The following is a 19,193-nucleotide window of genomic DNA, read 5'->3' on the forward strand; positions in this document are numbered from 1 at the left end:
GCCGGCCCGCCGGAGGGAGGCCCCGCCAGGGCCCCTCTGCGCCCCCCTGGCTGCGGCCCTCCGGCTGTGCCCCTCCGCGCGACCTAGACTCGGCGGCCATGAACGCGTTGGGCGGGTTCCTGCGTGCCCGGCGGGAGGCGATCACCCCGGCCGAGGTGGGGCTCCCCACCGGTTCACGCCGCCGCACGCCGGGGCTGCGCCGGGGTGAACTGGCCGACCTCGCGGGCGTGAGCGTCGAGTACCTGACCCGCCTCGAACGCGGGCGCGACCGCCACCCGTCGGCCCAGGTGCTCGGGGCGCTGGGCGACGCGTTGCGCCTCTCACCCCATGAGCGCGTGCACCTCCACCGCCTGATGAAGGCGGGCGGCGGTGTGGTGTGCCCGGAGTCGACGGCCCCGCGTCCGGTGCGGCCCACCGTGCTGGCGCTGCTGGACCGGCTGGAACCCACGCCCGCGTTCGTCGCCGACGCGCAGGGTGACGTGCTCGCCCGCACCGGCGGGTTCCGGTGGCTCGCCGGACCGACCGGTCTGCTGGACGCCGACCAGCCGAACCTCGCCCGCTTCGTGTTCGGCGACGCCAGGGCGCGCACGGCGTTCCCTGACTGGGAACGGGTCGCCGACGAGCGCGCCGCCGACCTGCGTGCGGCGGCCGACCTGGGCCACGGCGCGGCGGCCAGGCTCGCCGAGGAGCTGTCCATCACGGCGGGCGCCGAGTTCGGCCGCCGCTTCGCCACGTCGGCCGTCCTGCCCGCCGGGACCGGGGTCGAGCAGTGGCAGCACCCGGAGGCGGGCACGCTGAGGCTGGCCTACGAGAGCCTGACCGTGCCGGGCGACGAGGACCACCGCCTGGTCGTCTACGTCCCCGCCACCCCTACAGAACCGCCGCCAGACCCTCCAGGGGGTCTTCCCCCACGGGGATGAGCACGACGCTGTCCACGCCGGCGGCGAACAGCTCGTCCAGCCGTGCCCGCGCGTCGGCCGGCGTGCCGGTCACGGCCAGCTGCCGCACCCACTCCTCGGGCAGCCGACGCACGAACTCCTCCCGGCTCCCGGACTCCCGCCGCAGCGCCGCGAACTCGTCCGCGAACGGCAGCGGCGCCAGGTGCGGCGCCCAGTCGGGCTCGCCGATCCACTCCAGCCCGGCGCGGACGGCCTCGACCGCCACGCTCGCATCCGCGTGGACGGCGGCCACGTTGTAGCCGACGAGCCGGTGCGGCCGGTGCGGGTCGACGTGCCGCAGCGCCGCGCGCGCGTACTCCGGTGTCGTCGGCTCGGCCAGGATCGTTCCGTCCGCCACCCGTCCGGACACGGCGAGCGACCGCGGCCCGCGCACCCCGGCCAGGACGAGCGGCGGGACGTCCGGCACGCACGCGCCCTCCAGCCGAACGGAGTCCAGCGCGACGTACTCGCCCGGCTCGACCGCGTCCCCGCGCAGCAGAGCGGTGACCGCGCGGACGTACTCCTCCAACAACGTCAGCGGACTCGCCGGCCACTCCCCCACCGACCGCATCCACGCGGGCATCCCGTGCCCGATGCCGATGTCGACCCGGCCGGGGAACAGCTGGGCGAGCGTCGCCACCTCCATCGCCGCGAACGCCGCGTTGCGCGCGCCCACCGGCAACAACCCGATGCCGACCCTGATGCGCTCCGTCGCCGCCAGCACGGCCGCGGCCTGGGCGACACCGCCGCGGAAGCCCAGGTCCTCCACCACCCACAGCTCGTCGAACCCGAGCTGGTCCGCACGCCGTGCGTACGGCAGCACCTGTGCCGGTGCGAGGTCGCGGGGCAGCATCACGCCCACCGATCCGGACCGCTCCACTCCAGTTCCCCTCACGTCCGCAAGTAGGAAGCGCCGTTGAGGTCGAGCACCGTGCCGGACGCCCACTCGGCGGCGGGCGAGGCCAGGTACACCACCGCGGCGGCGATCTCCGCCGGCTCCGCGACCCGGCCGAACGGACTCTGCCGGCGGACGTCGTCGGTCACCATGGACGCCACCCGATCGGTGCCGACGAAACCGGGCGCCACCGACGTCACCGCGATGCCGTGCGGGGCAAGGGAGACGGCCAGCGACTGCCCCATCGAGTGCAGCGCGGCCTTGCTCGCGCCGTAGGCCGGCATGTCCGGCTCACCGCGGAAAGCGCCACGGGAGCCGACGTTCACGATCCGCCCGCGCACACCCCGCTCGATCATGTGCCGCGCGACGCAGTACGACATGTTCGCCGCACCGAACACGTTCACCTCGAACGTGCGGCGCCACAACGACTGCCACTCCTCGTACGACTTGTCCGTCAGCGAGCCGAGCTCCACCAGCCCGGCGTTGTTGACCAGGACGTCGATGGCGCCGAGCGTGTCGGCGGCGGCGTCGACCATCTTGGCGATCGCGTCCGGATCGGCCAGGTCGACGTCCGCCGACGACAGCGCCACCACCCTGTCCCCGGCTTCCCGGAACGCGTCGGCGATCGCCGCGCCGATGCCCCGGCTGCCGCCGGTGACCAGCACACCCCGGCTCACTTCGCGAACACCTGCGACTCGTCCTCGAAGGCCTTGAACTCCAGCGCGTTGCCGGCCGGGTCGCGGAAGAACATCGTCCACTGCTCCCCCGGCTCGCCCGCGAACCGCAGGTACGGCTCGACCACGAACTCCGTCCCGGCCGCCCGCAGCCGGTCGGCCAGCACGTGGAACTCCGGGATCGGCAGGATCAGGCCGAAGTGCGGCACCGGCACGTCGTGGCCGTCGACCGCGTTGCGGCCGGAATCGGCGCGCGGTCCGGGCACGACGTGGGTCACGAACTGGTGGCCGTAGAAGTTCCAGTCGACCCACTTGTCGGCCGAGCGCCCCTCTTCGAGCTTGAGCACGCCACCGTAGAACGCGCGGGCCGCGGCCAGGTCGTCGACGGGGACAGCGAGGTGGAAGCCGGGTCTCATGGCTCCACCTTGACCACGCACCCCGCCGATGTCAACATTCGACATCATGCAGCTGCGCAAGGCCGACCGTCGGGGTCTGGCGGACGAGGCGGCGGACCGGATCCGGGAAGCGATCCTCGCCGGCGTGTTCCCGCCGGGCTCGCCGGTGCGCGAGGTGGAACTGGCCGCGTCGCTCGACGTCAGCCGGGGCTCGGTGCGGGAAGGCCTCGCCGTGCTGGAGCGGGAAGGGCTGGTGCGGAGCGCCTGGCACCGCGGCACCAAGGTGATCGACCTGACCGTCCAGGACGCCGAGGAGGTCTACTCGGTGCGCGCCGCGCTGGAAGGGCTGGCGGGCCGCGGGGCGATCGGCCGCGTCGACCTCGACGCGCTCGGCCGGTTGGTGGACACGATGGCCCGGCGACTGGCCGTTGGCGCGCCCAGCACCGAGTTGCTGGCACTGGACATCGAGTTCCACGACGCGATCTACGAGGCCGCCGGCAACCGGCGGCTGCTCGACGCGTGGCACGCCGTGCGCTCGCAGGTGCACCTGTTCCAGCTCACCCGGATCCGCTTGGGCTACCCCGATTACCGGGCGGTGGTCGTGGACGAGCACCGCTCGATCGTGCGGTTGCTGGAAGCCGGTGACGCCGACGCCGTCGCGCACCACGCCTCCGAGCACGTCCACTCGGCGTTGCGGGTGCTCGTCGGCCAACTCGACCGTTGATCCATGCCTTGTGCCCCTTGCGGTAGCATGCCGCGATCGACTTGGCGGGGGTGTGGGGGCAATGCTGTACTTCGGTGGCTTCTTCGGTCTTCTCACGCTGTGCCTGTGGCTGTTCTGCCTGATCGACGTCATCACCACCGACGAGGGCGCCGCGCGGAACCTGCCCAAGATCGGCTGGCTGCTGATCGTGCTGTTCTTCCCGCTGGTCGGGTCGCTCGTCTGGTTGGTCGCGGGCAGGCCGGTGGGTCCGGTCGACAGCGCACGCGCCCATGACCGCGCCACGCCCGCGTTCCCCGAGTACGACCGGCCGGGCCGGTTCGCCGCCACGGACACCGAGTCCGACGCCGAGTTCCTCCGCCGCTGCCGCGAACGCGCCGAGGAACAGCGCCGCAAGGCCCGCAAACTGGACAACGACCCCCAGTAACCCCACCCCACCCCCTCCGCGAGTCCTCCACTCGGACACCGCGAGCCACGCGCTCCGGCACCGCGAGTCGACCGCTCCCGCACCGCGAGTCGCGCACTCCGACACCGCGAGTCGACCCCTCCCGCACCGAGGCCCCGCGTTCGAGCACTGCGTGTGACGCATTCCGGCACTGCGAGCCATGGTTGACGAGTCGCGCCTGACGAGTCGTGTGTCCGGCTGCCGAGGGCCGGCCTCCGCCACCACCGCGACCACCGCCCCCGGCGGCCACCAAGTGAGACTGCCGGCGCGTATGGCGGCATTGACATGTTTCGCTGAGTCGACCGAAACTTTAGGTAATTCGCCTCAGTGATCATCGATCGCCGCCGTCGCCTGGTCACGTCCACCCACTCGGAAGGAGAGCCCCCGTGAACATCGACCCGGGCCGCTCCAAGATCCGTTCGACGGTCGTCATGCTGGCGGTGACCGCACTCACGCTCGCCGGAACGCTGACCGCGATAGCGAATTCGCACTCCGCCGTAGCCGCCGACACAGGTGCCGCCGACGTGGGCGTCGCGGCCGCAGGTGTGGAGGATGACGGTGCGGACTGCCCGGTGTCGTTGCCGGGGTCGTTCCCGTCGAACTCGCAGTTGCCCGACCCGTTCACGAAGGTCAACGGGTCGCGGATCACGAGCAAGGCGGACTGGCGGTGCCGCCGGGCGGAGATCCGCGAACTGGCCGAACGCCACGTCTACGGCGACAAACCCGCCAAGCCCTCCGCCGTCACCGGCACCGTGTCCAGCAGCAACATCACCGTGAACGTCTCCCACAACGGCCGCAGCAGCAGCTTCTCCGCCCGCGTCGAACTGCCCGGCGGCACCGGACCCTTCCCCGCCGTCGTCGTGCTCGGCGGATTCGGCGCAGACACCGCCGCCATCAAAGCCGCCGGCGCCGCCGTCATCAACTACGACCCCTACGCCGTAGGCCGCGAAGGCACCCCCCGCAACAACAAACAAGGCGCCTTCTACAGCATCTACGGCGCCACCAGCAGCACCGGCATCATGATGGCCTGGGCCTGGGGCGTCAGCCGCATCATCGACGTCATCGAAACCTCCGGCGGCAACACCCTCAAAGCCGACGCCGTCGGCGTCACCGGCTGCTCCCGCTTCGGCAAGGGAGCCTTCGCCGTCGGCGTCTTCGACCAACGCATCGCCCTCACCATGCCCATCGAATCCGGCACCGCCGGCGTCCCCGTCTACCGCGGCATCCCCGGCGAAGGCGCCCAAAGCCTCAGCAGCGCCTACGGCGAACAACCCTGGTTCGGCGACGCCTTCAGCCCCTACACCGGCAACCCCAACAGCACCCCCATCGACACCCACCAACTCGTCGCCATGGTCGCCCCACGCGGCCTGTTCATCATGGACAACCCCCACATCGCCAACCTCGGCCCCCGCTCCGCCGGCATCGCCGCCCTCGGCGGCGCCGAGGTCTACAAAGCCCTCGGCGCCGGCGCCAACATCACCTACTGGTCCGACGTCTCCGACGGCAGCCACTGCGCCAACCGCACCGAATGGCGCACCCCCCTCCAGCAGAACATCCAAAAATTCCTGCACAAGACCGGCACCACCACCGGCACCATGCGCATCTCCAGCAAAGCCTCCGGCAACCTCGCCCAATGGCGCACCTGGCAAACCCCCACCCTGACCGACGGACCCACCACCACGACCACATCCACCACCACCACCACGAGCACCACCGGCACGACCACGATGACGACCACCACGACCACTCCGCCGAACGGCGGGTGCTCGGCGTCGGTGTCGATCAACCAGTGGACGGGTGGCTTCGTCGCCACGGTCCGCGTCACGGCCGGTTCCTCGACGGTCAACGGCTGGAAGGTCGCCATGACCCTGCCGTCCGGCGCGACCATCACCAACGCCTGGAACGTCAACCGCAGCGGTAGCAGCGGGGCGGTCGAGTTCACCAACGTCAGCTTCAACGGCTCGATCCCGGCCGGGATGTCGACCGAGTTCGGCTACCAGGCCACCGGCACGGGCGCGGGCATGTCGCCCACCTGCTCCGCCGGCTAACACGCGGGTTCCACGAAAAGGGCACCGAGCCGACCAGGCTCGGTGCCCTTCTGCGTTGCCACCCCCGACCGACGACGTGACCGGCCGGTAACCACATCTGTTATCGCTAACAGACAGCAACCGGTCGAAGAAACCGGCTACAACGTGCTCAAAACCCGTCCACATCGGTCTCGATCGACCAAAAGCACCAGCATCTCCGATTGACTGTTGAAGTTGGCCGACTCGTGCTGTTAGCGTTAACAGACCTCGGCACCCGGCAACGTCGGCACTGCAGACGACCGTCGACGGGTCCCGAACGCAGTGCTCCACGCCGCCGTCTCCCGCCTGCCCGAACGCTGTTGGAGGCCACAGTGACGACCCGCGCACCGTGGCGCGTGCCGCTGCCGCCTCCCACTCCTGTCGGGCAACCCGGCTGACACCTGATCACCTCGTTCCCTGCAACGGCGCAAGGAGAAACACATGAGATCGGCCCTCGTCCTCGCCACCACGGCGGTCCTGCTCGGCGGTGCGGTGGTCGCCCTGCCGCAGTCGGCGTCCGCCGCAGTGGTGGACACCAACGCGACGTACGTGTTGGTCAACCGCAACAGCGGCAAGGCGCTGGACGTCTACGACCTCGCCACCAACGACGGCGCGCGGATTTCGCAGTACACGCGCAACGACGGCGCGTGGCAGCAGTGGCAGTTCCTGGACTCCGGCAGCGGTTACTACCGGCTGAAGTCGGTGCACAGCGGCAAGGTGCTCGACATCGAGGGCGCGTCGACCGCCGACCGCGCGAACGTGATCCAGTGGGCGGACCGCAACGCGACCAACCAGCAGTTCCGGCTGGCCGACTCCGCCGGCGGGTTCGTCCGACTGGTCAACCGCAACAGCGGCAAGGCCGTGGACGTGCTCGACTTCTCCACAGCCGACGGCGCGCAGCTCATCCAGTGGCCCGACACCGGCGGCACGAACCAGCAGTGGCAGCTGGTGAAGCTGGGCGGGACCACGCCCGGGACGTTCACCAACCCGATCAAGCGCAACGGCCCCGACCCGTGGCTCCAGTACCACAACGGCTACTACTACCTGGCCACGACGACGTGGAACTCCACGATCACGATGCGCCGCTCGCGGACGCTGGCCGGCCTGTCGACGGCGGCGGACCAGGTGATCTTCAACCTGACCAGGCCGAACGGCTGCTGCAACATGTGGGCGCCGGAGTTCCACCTGCTCAACGGCCGTTGGTACCTGTACTACGTCGCCGGGCAGAACGTGCCGGACTTCAACCCCACCCAGCGCATGCACGTGCTGGAGTCGGCCGGTTCCGACCCGATGGGTCCGTACTCGTTCAAGGCCGACCTCGGCAGCACCTGGGAGCTGGACCCGAGCATCCTGCAGCACAACGGCAAGCTGTACCTGATGGGCAGCGCGACCGACGGCAGCCAGTCGCTGACGATCACGCCGCTGTCCAACCCGTGGACGATCAGCGGCAGCCGCCGCACGATCTCCCAGCCGACGCTGTCGTGGGAACGGCAGACGCACCCGGTCAACGAGGGCGCGGAGCCGCTGTACCGCAACGGTCGCACCATGATCGTCTACTCGGCCAGCGCGTGCTGGGGGCCGGACTACAAGCTGGGTCTGCTCACCCTGACCGGCACCGACCCGCTCAACCGGGCGCACTGGACCAAGTCCCCGAACCCGGTGTTCCAGCGCAATGACGCCAACGGCGTGTTCGCCCCGGGCCACAACGGGTTCTTCAAGTCACCCGACGGCACGGAGGACTGGATCGTCTACCACGCCAACGACTCGGCGGGCGGCGGCTGCGACATGAACCGGTCGACGCGCGCCCAGAAGTTCACCTGGAACGCGGACGGCACGCCGAACTTCGGCACCCCCGTCCGGCTCGGCACCCAGCTCGCCGCGCCTTCCGGCGAACCCACCTCCTGACCGAACTGCCCTGCCAGGTGGCCGGCGGCACGTCTCCCGCCGCCGGCCACCCACCCCTCCCTCCCAGTGGACAAGGACGTCCATGTTGCGACGACGCACATTCCTGGCCGGCGGCTTGTCCGCGGTCGCCCTCACGGGGACGACCCGCGTGACCGCCCAGGCAGCTCCGGGCGACTCCGCCTACGTGATGGGCTACTTCACCGAATCGCCCTCGAAGCTGGCGGACCGCTACGCCCTGCACTTGGCGGTCAGCACCGACGGGCTCAGCTGGACCCCGTTGAACCAGAACAACCCGGTCGCCACCCCGACCGCGGGGACGCGCGGCCTGCGTGACCCGTTCATCATGCGCAAGCAGAACGGCGGGTTCGTCGTGCTCGCGACGGACCTGACCGGCACGGACTTCGGGCAGCAGAACCAGTACATCCACGCCTGGGACTCGCCGGACCTGAGGTCGTTCACCGCCTACCGCAGGCTGAAGATGCACTCCATGCCCACCCACACGTGGGCGCCGGAAGCGTTCTGGGACGCCGCGCGCGGCCAGTACGGCATCCTCTACTCGGCCAACAGCGGCGGCCGTGACGCCTTCTACGTCAACTACACCACCGACTTCGTCACCGTCAGCGCGCCGCAACTGTTCTTCGACCCCGGCTTCAACGTCCTGGACGCCACCATGCACGTCGGCAGCGGGATGAACTACCTGTACTACAAGAGCTTCAGCGACGGACGGCTCTACGGCGCGCGCTCCACCACGCTCAACCCGCGCAGCTTCGACCGCGGCACCTACACCAGCGGTGTGATCAGCGGCGGGATCGAGGCGCCCATCGTGGTCAAGGCGCACAACCGCAACGAGTGGTTCCTCTGGGGCGACTCGTTCGTGCCGGTCAACGGAGAGCTGTACGCGTGGCGCAGCGGAGACATCAACTCCAACAGCTGGTCCCCGCTCACCAAAGCGCAGTACAGCCAACCGCTGAACGCCAAGCACCCCACCATCTGCGGCATCACCGCCACCGAGCACGCCAACCTGATCGCCCGCTGGGGCGCGCCGGCGTGGAACCGGGTCAAGTCCTACAACTTCCCCGACCACCTGATCCGGCACGCCGACAACGTCGCACGCATCGACCCGTACCCGTTCGACCCGTACCAGGACTCCCAATGGCGCCTGGTCCCCGGTCTCGCGTCCTCCGCCGGGGTGTCGTTCCAGTCGGTCAACTTCTCCGACCGCTACCTCCGCCACGCCAACTACGTCGTCGGCCTGGCGCAGAACGACGGCTCGGCCACCTTCGCCGCCGATGCCACCTTCCACCGCGTCCCCGGCCTGGCAGACGGCGCGTGGACCTCCTTCCGGTCGCACAACTTCCCCGACCGGCACCTCCGCCACGCCAACTACCTGCTGCGCATCGACCCCGTCAGCACCACCGCGGACCGCGCGGACGCCACGTTCCAGATCGGCTACTGACCGCAGTTCTCTTGGGAGGAATGGATGTTCCCCGCAAAGAGCACGCTCCGGCTCGCGAGAGCCGCACTGGTGGTGGCCGCGCTGGCGGCCGCACTGACCACCGCGCCCACCGCGTCGGCCGTCATCGGCTCACCGCTGGTCGGGGCCGGGTCCGGGCGCTGCCTGGACGTCGCCGGCAACAACACCGCGCTCGGCACCGAAGTGTCCATCTGGGACTGCAACGGGCAGGCGAACCAGGGCTGGCACTTCACGTCCAGCGGTGAGCTGCGGACGTTCGACGACACCCGTTGCCTGGACGCCTACAACCACGGCACCACCGCCGGCACCCGGCTGGTGATCTGGAGCTGCACCGGTGCGGCGAACCAGAAGTTCCGGCTCAACGGCGACGGCTCCGTCACCGCGAACGCCTCCGGGCTGTGCCTGGACGTGCTGGACCACAGCACCGCCAACGGCGCCAGGGTCGTCCTGTGGACGTGCACCGGCGCGCCCAACCAGCGGTGGTCCACCGGGTCGACCGGCTACCCGAACCCCGGTCACGTCACCGGTGACATCGGCGTGCACGACCCGACCATCGTCAAGCGGCCCACCGGCGGCTACCTGGTGGCGCACACCGGCGACAACGTCGCGCTGAAGACGTCGACCGACCGGACCACGTTCCGCAACGCGGGTCAGGCGTTCCCCGGCGGCGCGCCGTGGACGACGACCTACACCAACGGCGGGCGCAACCTGTGGGCGCCGGACATCTCCTACCACAACGGCCAGTACTACCTGTACTACTCGGCCTCGTCGTTCGGCTCCAACCGGTCGGCGATCTTCCTGGCGACCAGCCCGAGCGGCAACTCCGGCACCTGGACCCACCGCGGCCTGGTGATCGAGTCCCGCACGAGCGACAACTTCAACGCCATCGACGGCAACCTGATCGTGGACGACCAGGGCCGCTGGTGGCTCAACTTCGGCTCGTTCTGGTCCGGGATCAAGATGATCGAGCTGAACCCGTCGACCGGGCTGCGGCTCAACAGCACGTTGCTGAGCATCTCGGGCCGGGGCGGCGGCGCGACCGAGGCGCCGTTCATCTTCAAGCGCGGGTCGTACTACTACCAGTACGTCTCGTTCGACCGGTGCTGCCAGGGCGCGGCCAGCACGTACCGCGTGATGGTCGGCCGCTCGACCAGCGTCACCGGCCCTTACCGCGACCGCAACGGCGTGGACATGAACGCCGGCGGCGGCACGCAGATCCTGGCTTCGCACGGCAGCGTCCACGGCCCGGGTCACCAGGCCGTGCTCGCCGACACCGATGGTGATTTCCTGGTCTACCACTACTACGCCGACAACGGCGCGTCGCTGCTCGGCATCAACCGCTTGGTCTACGACTCCGCGGGCTGGCCGAGCGTCCAGTAAGGCCTGGGGGTGTGGCCCGCCGGGGTGAAACCGGCGGGCCACACCGTCACGGCAGCACGTGGTACGAGCGGCTCACGTCACCCGACACGGCGCCTTCGGGCGTCCGGCTCGACACGGTGAGGTAGAACGGCCCGGTCGGCGTGTAGGTGAACGTCACCTTGCCGTCCGGACCGACCGGCAGGACCTGCGCCTGGTTGTACGCGGCGGACCACAGCACCTCGTGCGAACCGGGCAGCGCCGGCGTGACCGTGAACTCGACCGGCTGACCGACCCTGGCGGTCGACGGACCGCCGTCCGGGAACTGCGGGCTGGTCACCATCGGCGGCAACGCCTTGACCCGGAACGAGAAGTACGTCTCCTCGGTCCCGACGCCCGTCGCCGTCACACCGCTGACCCGCAGGGTGTACCAGCCGGGCTTCGCGGGCGTCCACTGGACCGACGCCGTGCCCCCGGCGCCCGCCTCGATCGCCTGCTCCGCCTCGTCGGTGAACACGTACCGGTAGGAGACCACCGGCAGCTGCGGCGACGAGAACGTGAACGTGCCGGTCACACCAGGACCGCCGCCCTCCGGGTAGCCGGGGTACTCGACGCTCGTCACGGTCGGTGCGGGTGCGTCCGCGACGAGGGCGGACTCCCCCCAGCCGGAACGGACGCCGGCGCCGTTCACGCTCGCCACGAGCACGTCGAAGTAGCCCGGCGCGGTCGGGGTGTGCTCGAAGGTCAGCGAACCGTCCGCCTCGGCGGGCACCGACACCTCGGGTTCATCGCCGATCCGGTACACGTACGACACGACACCGGTCCGGTTCGGCGTCACGGTGAAGACCCGCTTCTGCCCGACGAGACCGGCCCACACGTCGACGTCCACCCACGGCTGCGCCTGGTTGACGTGCAGGCGCTGGTCGTAGACGCCCGACTTGAAGCCCATGGCGTCGACCGTCCACACCATGAAGGTGTGGTTGGTCTGCCCCGACTCTGCGAACAGGAGCGTCACGCGGCCGGTTCCGTCCGCGGCGACCGGCACCGTCTGCTCAGGACCGCCGTCGAGCCGGTAGACGAACGCCGTCGCACCGGCCTGGAACGCGGTGAACACCACGTCCCTCGGCACGCCCAGTTCGAACAGCGGCAGCTCCACCGAGGGAGCGGTGGTCTTCACCCAGTACCGGTAGGTCCGGGCCGGTGACCGGTGGCCCACCCGGTCGACGCCGTTGACCTGGATGTGGACCGGTCCGTCGGTGTCGGGGGTGACCGTCACCGTGGCCGAACCGCCCGGCTGGTCGGCGTCCACCCGGCCACCCTGGATGCCGAGTCCCCAGTAGTCGAACGCCACCACGTCCTGGTCGCCGTCGGCGCTGAACGTGAAGTCGCCCGGGATGCCGTCGCCTCCGTCACCGGGCGGGGCGCCGTTCTCCCGGTACACCGTGGAGGTGACCGTGGGAGCGTTCGTCGGCGCCGTGAGGTCGGCCGTGAACACGCACGGCGCGGACCACTCGGAGTTGGCGAAGCCGTCCTCGGCGCGGGCGGCGAACGCGTAGGTGCCGCCGTCCTCCACCATGCCGGCGGGGAACCAGCCGGTCACCCGGTCCCGGGTGGAGGTCTGGACCTCGACCCGCTGGTCCGGCGCGTCCACCGGCCAGAAGGCCAGCCGTCCGTCCAGCCCGTACGTGCCGTCCGGGTCGCTCGCCCGTGCGGACACGAACGGGCGGTCGCCGTAGAAGAACATCGGCTCGGCGGTGCACGGCAGGTGCTCGACGTGCAGGTCGGTCGGGGTCGCCGGCGGGGTGTTGAACGTGGTGTTCAGGACCGCGAAGGCGTTGTGGGTGCGGCCGTAGGCCGCGTCGCCCTGGAACTCCTCGGCGACGCGGACGGCGACGGTGAGGGACGTGCGGCCCTCGGCGACGGCCTGCTTGACCACGTCGAGGACGTTCCAGTTGAGCCACGGCGTCGTGCACCCGTCGCCGGCCGTGGGGCCTTCCACCCGGACCACCTCACGCGGCTGGTTCGCCCACGTGATCGCGTCCGCCTGCTCGACGACCCACAGTTCGGTCGCGCGCGGCTTGTCGCAGTCGTTCGCGGACAGCTCCGGCGTGCGGATCGACGCGGTGAACAGCTGGGTGCCCGTGAACCGGGTGAGGTCGAACGTGAAGTAGGACTTGCCGAGGTGGTGCTTGCCCTCGGCGTCCCGCCACGCGCCGACGCGGGCGTCACCGGTGGTGACGGCCTCGTTCGGGGTGCGGGAGTCGGTGGTGACCCACTTCGTCGAGTTCTGCGAGGCCCAGTTCGGGCTCTGGGCCGCGGCGGCGGGGCCGGGCACCACGGCGAGGCTGCCGATCAGGGCAGCGACGAGCACTCCGGCGCGCGCGACGCGCACCGGTCTTCCGGACGATCTCATGTCCACCTTTGGGATGTGTGCGACGGGCGTCGTGCCGCGTCTGGTGCACGAATACTCGCAGGTGGGGATCGGATTCGTCCGGGAATTTCCACAGGTCAGGACCGGCTCGGCAGCGAGCGTGAGGACGAACAGGCCCGCTCGTGCAGAGTCCAGAACGCCCAGAACGTTCCGGAACGTGTCAGAACAGGGACCGCACGGCCGAGATGTCGTACTCGGACACCGAGGCCGACACGATCGCGGCGCCCTGCTCGTCGGCCGGACCACTACCGCGGAACGCCTCCACCGCCGCCTGCGACTCCCAGCGTTCGAAGATGACGATCCGACCGGCGTCCACCAGGTCCGCGGTGATGGCGAAGTCGAGGCAGCCGGGAGCGCGGCGCGCCTGTTCCACCACGGTCACGCAGTCCGCGAGGTAGGACTCCCGCTCCTGCGGGTCGACCTCGATGTGTCCCGCCACGATCACCATGCGCCACTCCTCCGCTGCCTGCCCGAACCTGTCACAGCGTATGACTTCGAGACCTGCCTCGACGGCCCTTCCGCACGACCGAGGGCTGCACGCGCAAGGGCACCCCGCATCGGAACGTCCACTGCCGGATGCTGGTTCCCGACAATGCCGGAACGGCGCGGAAAGACGCGATCCGGCTCAGGGACGGGCGTCCCCATCCCTGAGCCGGAGGTCGTCACGACCTCCACTGCTCCGCAGGCGACACGCCGGGAATCACCAACGTGGCGATCGCCTTGTCGGAGGAACACCATGGACGAACACGCTTTCCAACCACGGTCGTGTCGTGCATCCGAGGTGACGGGGGCAGCAGCGGGGCGTCAGGTATGTACGTGCGGCGGGCGAGCGCGTTGGTCCAGAAGGGACGGTCAATCAGTGTCGCCATCGACCAGCTCGGAAGCCCAGTTCGCGAAGAACGCCCGAAGGTCCGAAACCTGCCGTCCGGGATGGGCAGTTTCCCTGTCCTCAAGCGGGACAGCGTGCTCAGCATCTGCGCGAAGACAGCCGTGGCGAACCCCATGTCGACTTCGGCGGCGCGGGCAAGCAGCAAGTCTTTGCCGTAACGCTGAGCCACGGTGTAGACGTCGGTGATGTCGCAAGCCTCCGCACGGTCGAACAGAGGGAGATCGACCACGAGCGAATCCGGTTCCGGAAACCACGGGCCGGCAGAACGTCGCCCCACCTCGAACTCGTCCCCCGGACCGCCCTCGCGGAGCGCGATCTCATAGACGCGCGCCCGTTCCGACCGGTTGGCGAGGTTGAACCGCCGTCCCGGTGCGGACCAGTTCAGGTGGATCGGCAAGGTCGCAGTGGACAACGCCGACCCACCGGAAGCCGTCAACCCCTGCGGGGAGCCTCACCGGGAACAAGATCGGCCCTTGACCTGGTTCACACAGGTCAAGGGCCGATCTTGGGTGGATCGATGATGTGCCCCCGGTGCGACTCGAACGCACACTGGACGGATTTTGAGTCGGCTACGTAGCCAAGGCACCTATGGCGACCTGGGCAGGGAGCGTCTCGCGCAGCGGCACTCAGTGGCCTGGAGGCACCGAAGCGCCATCGTTCATGGACAGCTTCATGGACATGCCACTTGCCGCTATAGATCAAGTTTTGCTCCTGATAGAGGTCAACTCCGGTCTTCGCTGCACTCCCGGAGCTCGCCCATAGGCGTAGGCTATGCGTCCACCGTCAACCGACTAGTTCAAAGTTAGATAAATTCCGAAACTATCAGAACGGTAGTGTTCATGTTCCCTAACGCCCTGCCAAACGCAGCTGAACTACTCGAAGGCCGAGAACTGGACGGCGGGTGGATCGTAACCGAGCGAGTCTCACGTCCAACAAGCGCCACAGGCGGCAACTTCTGCGTTGGCTACAAGGTCGAAAATAAGGACGGCCGCCAAGGCTTCTTGAAAGCACTAAATTACGCACGCGCACTCGGCGGAACAAATGTTGCCCAGATCCTTAACGCACTTACTGATGAGTACTTGTTCGAACGCGATCTATTGAAGCATTGTGGTGAGAGCAGGATGTCCAAAGTTGTAGTTTCACTAGCAGATGGTGAAGCCTACGTCGATGGATGCCCGATCCCCACCGTTAGCTATATAATATTTGAGCTAGCCGATGGTGACATTCGAGCTGAATTGGACCAGCATACCGATGTAAATGCAGTGTCAAGACTAAGAAGTTTGCATCATGTAGCGACTGGCCTGAAACAACTACATCAGCACATGATCGCACATCAGGACCTCAAACCTTCCAATGTTCTAATCTTTCCCGACACCGACAACGTCCTGCGGGTAAGCAAAGTCAGCGATCTAGGTAGAGCAACTGACGCCAGTCGACCTGCCCTGCATGATGATTTTGCCATTGCTGGCGATCCGAGCTATGCACCCCCTGAACAGCAATACGGCGCGACTCCAACCGAATTTTACGCGCGCCGATTTGCGTGCGATCTCTACCACCTCGGAAGTCTTGCAACATTTATGTTCACAGGAGCAAGCATCAACGCCCTTATGAACATGGAGCTCCATCCAATGCATGCGCCCGCCAACTGGACGGGAACTTACACAGAAGTACTTCCCTACGTTCGTGATGCATTCGGCAGAGCACTATCACGGCTTTATTCTGCTACCCCGGTCAACATTGCCGACAAACTGACAAAGACTGTTAGTTACCTCTGTGATCCAGATCCGGAGCTTCGTGGCCACCCAACAACTCGACGTTCCGCCGGTAACCCATACGCCCTCGATCGAATCGTAACCACTCTCGACCTCCTCACGAAGCGGGTCGACCTCTTGACTCGGAACATGCCATGACTGCACTGAACGGTTCCGAGGACAGAATGATCATTCCACGATGGCGGATGTGGAAGTTCACGCGGTGGAGCAGCGAGGTGATCTCACTTTCCAGTCGGACCAGTCCAGCAGAAACTGCTTTTCCAGTACCATTCGCCGAGCGCGTCACAGAAATCACTAAAAGGATGGCCAGCTTCAAGTCAAGGCCAGGAATTCACAGTGCAGCAGACTTGGTAGGAACCGCGCTAGTACTTGATTTGCTAGACCATGATGGGGTCACAGAAGCAGCTCAGTACGTAATAAGTCAAAAAAGTGCTCCGATCAACGCACGTAAGATTGCCGAGAGGGCACTTGGGCTGACCGACGCTATTCTACCCAGCGGATCGAGTCCGGATTTGAACTCGAATGCCGCACGTGATCGAGTGGTACAACTAAGGAGAGCAGTTAGCCTTCAACCCAGAAACGCTATCTGCTGGGCAGATCTTGCCCATGCACATACAACGCTCGGAACTAGTCAGTCAGCACTCAAAGCGATGCGCATTGCCCTCGCTCTTTCGCCTGATAATCGCTTCATTCTGCGGTCAGCCACGCGCCTCCATCTACAGATGGACAATTTTGATACGGCTCACGACCTGCTTGTCACAAACCCTCGCCGCCTCGAAGATCCCTGGGTTCTGGCCGCAGAAATCGCTACGGCTAACTTGGCCGGACGCCCCATCAGGAATCTGCGACGAGGACGACAGATGCTTGACGCGGGCTTCACTCCTCTTCATATCAGCGAACTTGCAAGCGCACTTGCTGCACTAGAACTACAAAGCGGTAATACTAAACAGGCTAGACGACTCCTCCGCAAAGCACTCGAAGACCCTACCGAGAATGCGGTGGCACAGGCTGAGTGGTCCGCCCAGCATGGTGTGGATGTCGTAAAACCTCAACAACTCGATATTCCGCAGGGCTTCGAAGCCAGGGCGCTGTATGCAAGTCGAATCGGCGACTTCAAACAAGCGGTAGAACATGCCACATACTGGCTAGCCGACCAACCTTTTGCGTTGGATCCGGCTATATTTATCTCGTACACCGCCTCATTGCTTGCACAGGATTACGAGGCGGCAGCCAAAGCAAGTCAACTCGGACTTATTACGAACCCCAACGACCCAACGTTGCTCAACAACTTGGCGTTCGCATTGGCTTCCATGGATCAGCCCACACAAGCAGCGGAAGTAATGAGGCGTTACCCACAAGGTACGGGCGACACATTGGAACGCGCAGCCTTTACCGCTACGCGTGGACTAATCGCGTACCGACTGGGTGATATTGAAGTTGGCCGCAAGCTGTACCTCGACGCCGTTGAAACTTTCCGAACCAAGGGTCGAGCGAGCACTGCCGCTATTGCGATAGTGATGTGGGCCTGCGAAGAGATTCGCTCAGACGGCCCACTCGCCGACGAAGCAATCGAACTAGCGAGCTCAGCTTTCAAGAGAAATCAGAGCGATAAAGAGCTAAATGCGCTTCACGATCGATTCGAGCAGGCACTTGCAAGGCGTCAGCGCATCAAAATAGGCGACGTTGTGCGCAAGTTCCAGTAGATGTCCACTTGCAGTTCACTGCATCTTCCAATAGTGTACAACGTCGTGACTCGACACCCCGAAGAGCTCAATTGGACCGTCCACGGAGAACGAACCGTCTACGACAACAAATGGGTACGACTAAATTTGGTCGACGTCGCACCGCCAGATGGCAACCGGTTTGAGCATCATGTGGTCAAGCTGCACCACGTTGCGGTTGCGCTGCTGTTGAATGAGCGCGAAGAGGTGCTGACGCTGTGGCGGTATCGGTTTGCTGTTGACCAGTGGGGTTACGAGCTCATTGGCGGGCTGGTTGAGGAGGGTGAAGATCCGGCCGCTACGGCTGCGCGGGAAGCTGTAGAGGAGACCGGTTGGAGGCCGATTGGCGAGCCTCAACACATCGCTACTTTTCAGCCGTTGCCTGGCATGGTCGATGCTCCGGTGAATGCCTACATCTGGCGGAACGCCGAGAAGGTAGGCGAGCCTACCGATGGCGAGGAGGCCGCGCGGATCGAGTGGATTCCGATTGATCGGATGTTGGATCTGATCAAGCGTGGTGAGGTGCTGGGGTCCGGGGCGATTGTGCCGCTGTTGTTCTACTTGGCCTCACGCAATGCCGGTCCGGCCGATCTCGGGTAGCTGCAACTTGGCTAGACGCTGGCGTTGGCGGTCGGAGCCGATGCGGGTGGCTAGTTGGCGAGCTTTGGCGGCGTAGGCCAGTGCTCCCCTGCTGTCGCCAGCGGCGGCGTAGGCGAAGGCTAGGTCTGTGTACGTGTGGAGTTGGGCGCGGATGGTTGAGCGCGGGGAGGTCTCCATTTCTCGCGCTACCGCTTCGAGGCTTCCGATGGCGTCCTGGTCGCCTAGGCGTACTAGGGCGCTGCCTCGCCACCTTGCAAGGTGACCGTCGCTGAGGAGTAGGTGGGGCAGCTCAGGGTCTACCGGGTTCGCGGGCAGAAGTCCTTGTGCCTCATCGAACGCGCGTAGGGACTCGTCGTGGCGTCCGGCCGCTGCGAGTCCTTCTCCGTGTGCTGCGGCAAGCCATGTCCGCAGGAGGGACGGTGCGTGGTTCTCGGCTACGTAGCGCGCGTACTCCAGCAGCTCGACGGCTGCGGTCGGTTCGCCGATGTCCAGGAGGATCACCGCCTGTTGGGCGGCAGCGTGGGCCAGGAGGAACGGCGAGTCTGCTTCGCGGGCGGAAACCTTGGCGTCCTCGTGGTACTGCCACGCCTGTAGTTGCGATCCCCGGTCGAGAGCTGTCCAGCCGGCCAGGGTGCGGGCGTCGGTGAGGATGGCTGCCAAGCGTTCGCGGTGTTGCGTCCTGACGCTGAACGTCTTGACGCTCTCCATCTGGCGGACGAGGTTGTTCAACTGGTCGAGAACGACTACTGCGCCGAATCGCTTGTCTGAGTTGCTCAGGTCGTTGACTTGGCGTTGGAACAGGTCCACGGTCTCACGGTCGATGTTGCGCGAGACGATCAAACGGTCGCGGAGTTCTTCGGCCGATTAGTTCTGGTGTTCTGGTGTGAAGCCTAGTTCTTCGTTGGTCCGGC

The 19,193-nt window shown here is 66.9% G+C and carries 17 protein-coding genes; 10 read left to right on the top strand and 7 right to left on the bottom strand.

Annotation, left to right across the window (positions count from 1 at the left end; all coding sequences use genetic code 11):
- Window positions 1–98: 98 nt before the first annotated feature.
- The gene (locus ACRAKI_RS28130; RefSeq protein WP_447003507.1) at window positions 99–920 is read left to right on the top strand and encodes a helix-turn-helix domain-containing protein; all 822 of its coding nucleotides are present in this window, start codon (window positions 99–101) and stop codon (window positions 918–920) included.
- Here the strand turns inward: ACRAKI_RS28130 and ACRAKI_RS28135 are convergent.
- Genes ACRAKI_RS28135 through ACRAKI_RS28145 form a run of 3 tightly spaced genes read right to left on the bottom strand, consistent with a single transcriptional unit; the run spans window position 871 to window position 2,923 of the window.
- A complete protein-coding gene (locus ACRAKI_RS28135) occupies window positions 871–1,833 on the bottom strand; it encodes an LLM class flavin-dependent oxidoreductase (RefSeq protein WP_447003508.1) in 963 nt (320 codons plus the stop codon). The two genes, ACRAKI_RS28130 and ACRAKI_RS28135, sit on opposite strands and share 50 nt — an antisense overlap.
- A complete protein-coding gene (locus tag ACRAKI_RS28140; protein WP_447003509.1) occupies window positions 1,830–2,510 on the bottom strand; it encodes an SDR family NAD(P)-dependent oxidoreductase in 681 nt (226 codons plus the stop codon). Before ACRAKI_RS28140 ends, ACRAKI_RS28135 begins: the two co-directional genes overlap by 4 nt.
- Window positions 2,507–2,923 (bottom strand): VOC family protein, encoded by a 417-nt coding sequence (locus tag ACRAKI_RS28145; RefSeq protein ID WP_447003510.1) that lies wholly within the window; start codon window positions 2,921–2,923, stop codon window positions 2,507–2,509. The genes ACRAKI_RS28140 and ACRAKI_RS28145 overlap by 4 nt, the downstream gene beginning before the upstream one ends.
- A gap of 28 nt (window positions 2,924–2,951) precedes the next feature.
- On the opposite strand from ACRAKI_RS28145, the gene ACRAKI_RS28150 reads away from it, so the two are divergent.
- The 6 genes from ACRAKI_RS28150 (at window position 2,952) to ACRAKI_RS28175 (ending at window position 10,893) form a co-directional block, all read left to right on the top strand.
- Window positions 2,952–3,626: a GntR family transcriptional regulator gene (locus ACRAKI_RS28150; RefSeq protein WP_447003511.1), complete on the top strand. Its 675-nt coding sequence runs from the start codon at window positions 2,952–2,954 to the stop codon at window positions 3,624–3,626.
- A 61-nt stretch (window positions 3,627–3,687) separates the two neighbouring features.
- Window positions 3,688–4,050: a PLD nuclease N-terminal domain-containing protein gene (locus ACRAKI_RS28155; RefSeq protein ID WP_447003512.1), complete on the top strand. Its 363-nt coding sequence runs from the start codon at window positions 3,688–3,690 to the stop codon at window positions 4,048–4,050.
- Between the two features lie 404 nt (window positions 4,051–4,454).
- The gene (locus tag ACRAKI_RS28160) at window positions 4,455–6,116 is read left to right on the top strand and encodes a glucuronyl esterase domain-containing protein (RefSeq protein WP_447003513.1); all 1,662 of its coding nucleotides are present in this window, start codon (window positions 4,455–4,457) and stop codon (window positions 6,114–6,116) included.
- 459 nt (window positions 6,117–6,575) lie between these two features.
- A complete protein-coding gene (locus ACRAKI_RS28165; RefSeq protein ID WP_447003514.1) occupies window positions 6,576–8,039 on the top strand; it encodes a family 43 glycosylhydrolase in 1,464 nt (487 codons plus the stop codon).
- Window positions 8,040–8,121: 82 nt separating this feature from the next.
- Window positions 8,122–9,495, top strand: a complete 1,374-nt coding sequence (locus ACRAKI_RS28170) for an AbfB domain-containing protein (protein WP_447003515.1) — start codon at window positions 8,122–8,124, stop codon at window positions 9,493–9,495.
- Between the two features lie 24 nt (window positions 9,496–9,519).
- The gene (locus ACRAKI_RS28175) at window positions 9,520–10,893 is read left to right on the top strand and encodes a family 43 glycosylhydrolase (RefSeq protein ID WP_447003516.1); all 1,374 of its coding nucleotides are present in this window, start codon (window positions 9,520–9,522) and stop codon (window positions 10,891–10,893) included.
- A 46-nt stretch (window positions 10,894–10,939) separates the two neighbouring features.
- Here ACRAKI_RS28175 and ACRAKI_RS28180 read toward each other — a convergent pair whose 3' ends face one another.
- The 3 genes from ACRAKI_RS28180 to ACRAKI_RS28190 form a co-directional block, all read right to left on the bottom strand.
- A complete protein-coding gene (locus ACRAKI_RS28180; RefSeq protein WP_447003517.1) occupies window positions 10,940–13,282 on the bottom strand; it encodes a hypothetical protein in 2,343 nt (780 codons plus the stop codon).
- Between the two features lie 178 nt (window positions 13,283–13,460).
- Complete coding sequence (locus ACRAKI_RS28185) at window positions 13,461–13,748, bottom strand: putative quinol monooxygenase (RefSeq protein WP_447003518.1); 288 nt, start codon at window positions 13,746–13,748, stop codon at window positions 13,461–13,463.
- Window positions 13,749–13,962: 214 nt separating this feature from the next.
- Window positions 13,963–14,586 carry a hypothetical protein gene (locus ACRAKI_RS28190; RefSeq protein WP_447003519.1) on the bottom strand — a complete coding sequence of 208 codons (624 nt, stop codon included), beginning with the start codon at window positions 14,584–14,586 and terminating at the stop codon, window positions 13,963–13,965.
- Between the two features lie 442 nt (window positions 14,587–15,028).
- Between ACRAKI_RS28190 and ACRAKI_RS28195 the strand changes: the two genes are divergently transcribed.
- The 3 genes from ACRAKI_RS28195 to ACRAKI_RS28205 are packed head-to-tail and all read left to right on the top strand — an operon-like array spanning window position 15,029 to window position 18,282.
- Window positions 15,029–16,099, top strand: a complete 1,071-nt coding sequence (locus ACRAKI_RS28195; protein WP_447003520.1) for a protein kinase domain-containing protein — start codon at window positions 15,029–15,031, stop codon at window positions 16,097–16,099.
- Window positions 16,096–17,664 (top strand): hypothetical protein, encoded by a 1,569-nt coding sequence (locus ACRAKI_RS28200; RefSeq protein ID WP_447003521.1) that lies wholly within the window; start codon window positions 16,096–16,098, stop codon window positions 17,662–17,664. Before ACRAKI_RS28195 ends, ACRAKI_RS28200 begins: the two co-directional genes overlap by 4 nt.
- A 33-nt stretch (window positions 17,665–17,697) precedes the next feature.
- A complete protein-coding gene (locus tag ACRAKI_RS28205; RefSeq protein ID WP_447003522.1) occupies window positions 17,698–18,282 on the top strand; it encodes an NUDIX hydrolase in 585 nt (194 codons plus the stop codon).
- Here ACRAKI_RS28205 and ACRAKI_RS28210 read toward each other — a convergent pair.
- A complete protein-coding gene (locus ACRAKI_RS28210; protein ID WP_447003523.1) occupies window positions 18,250–19,089 on the bottom strand; it encodes a tetratricopeptide repeat protein in 840 nt (279 codons plus the stop codon). The two genes, ACRAKI_RS28205 and ACRAKI_RS28210, sit on opposite strands and share 33 nt — an antisense overlap.
- Window positions 19,090–19,193 lie beyond the last annotated feature (104 nt).

The sequence above is a fragment of the Saccharothrix isguenensis genome (genome assembly GCF_052936305.1).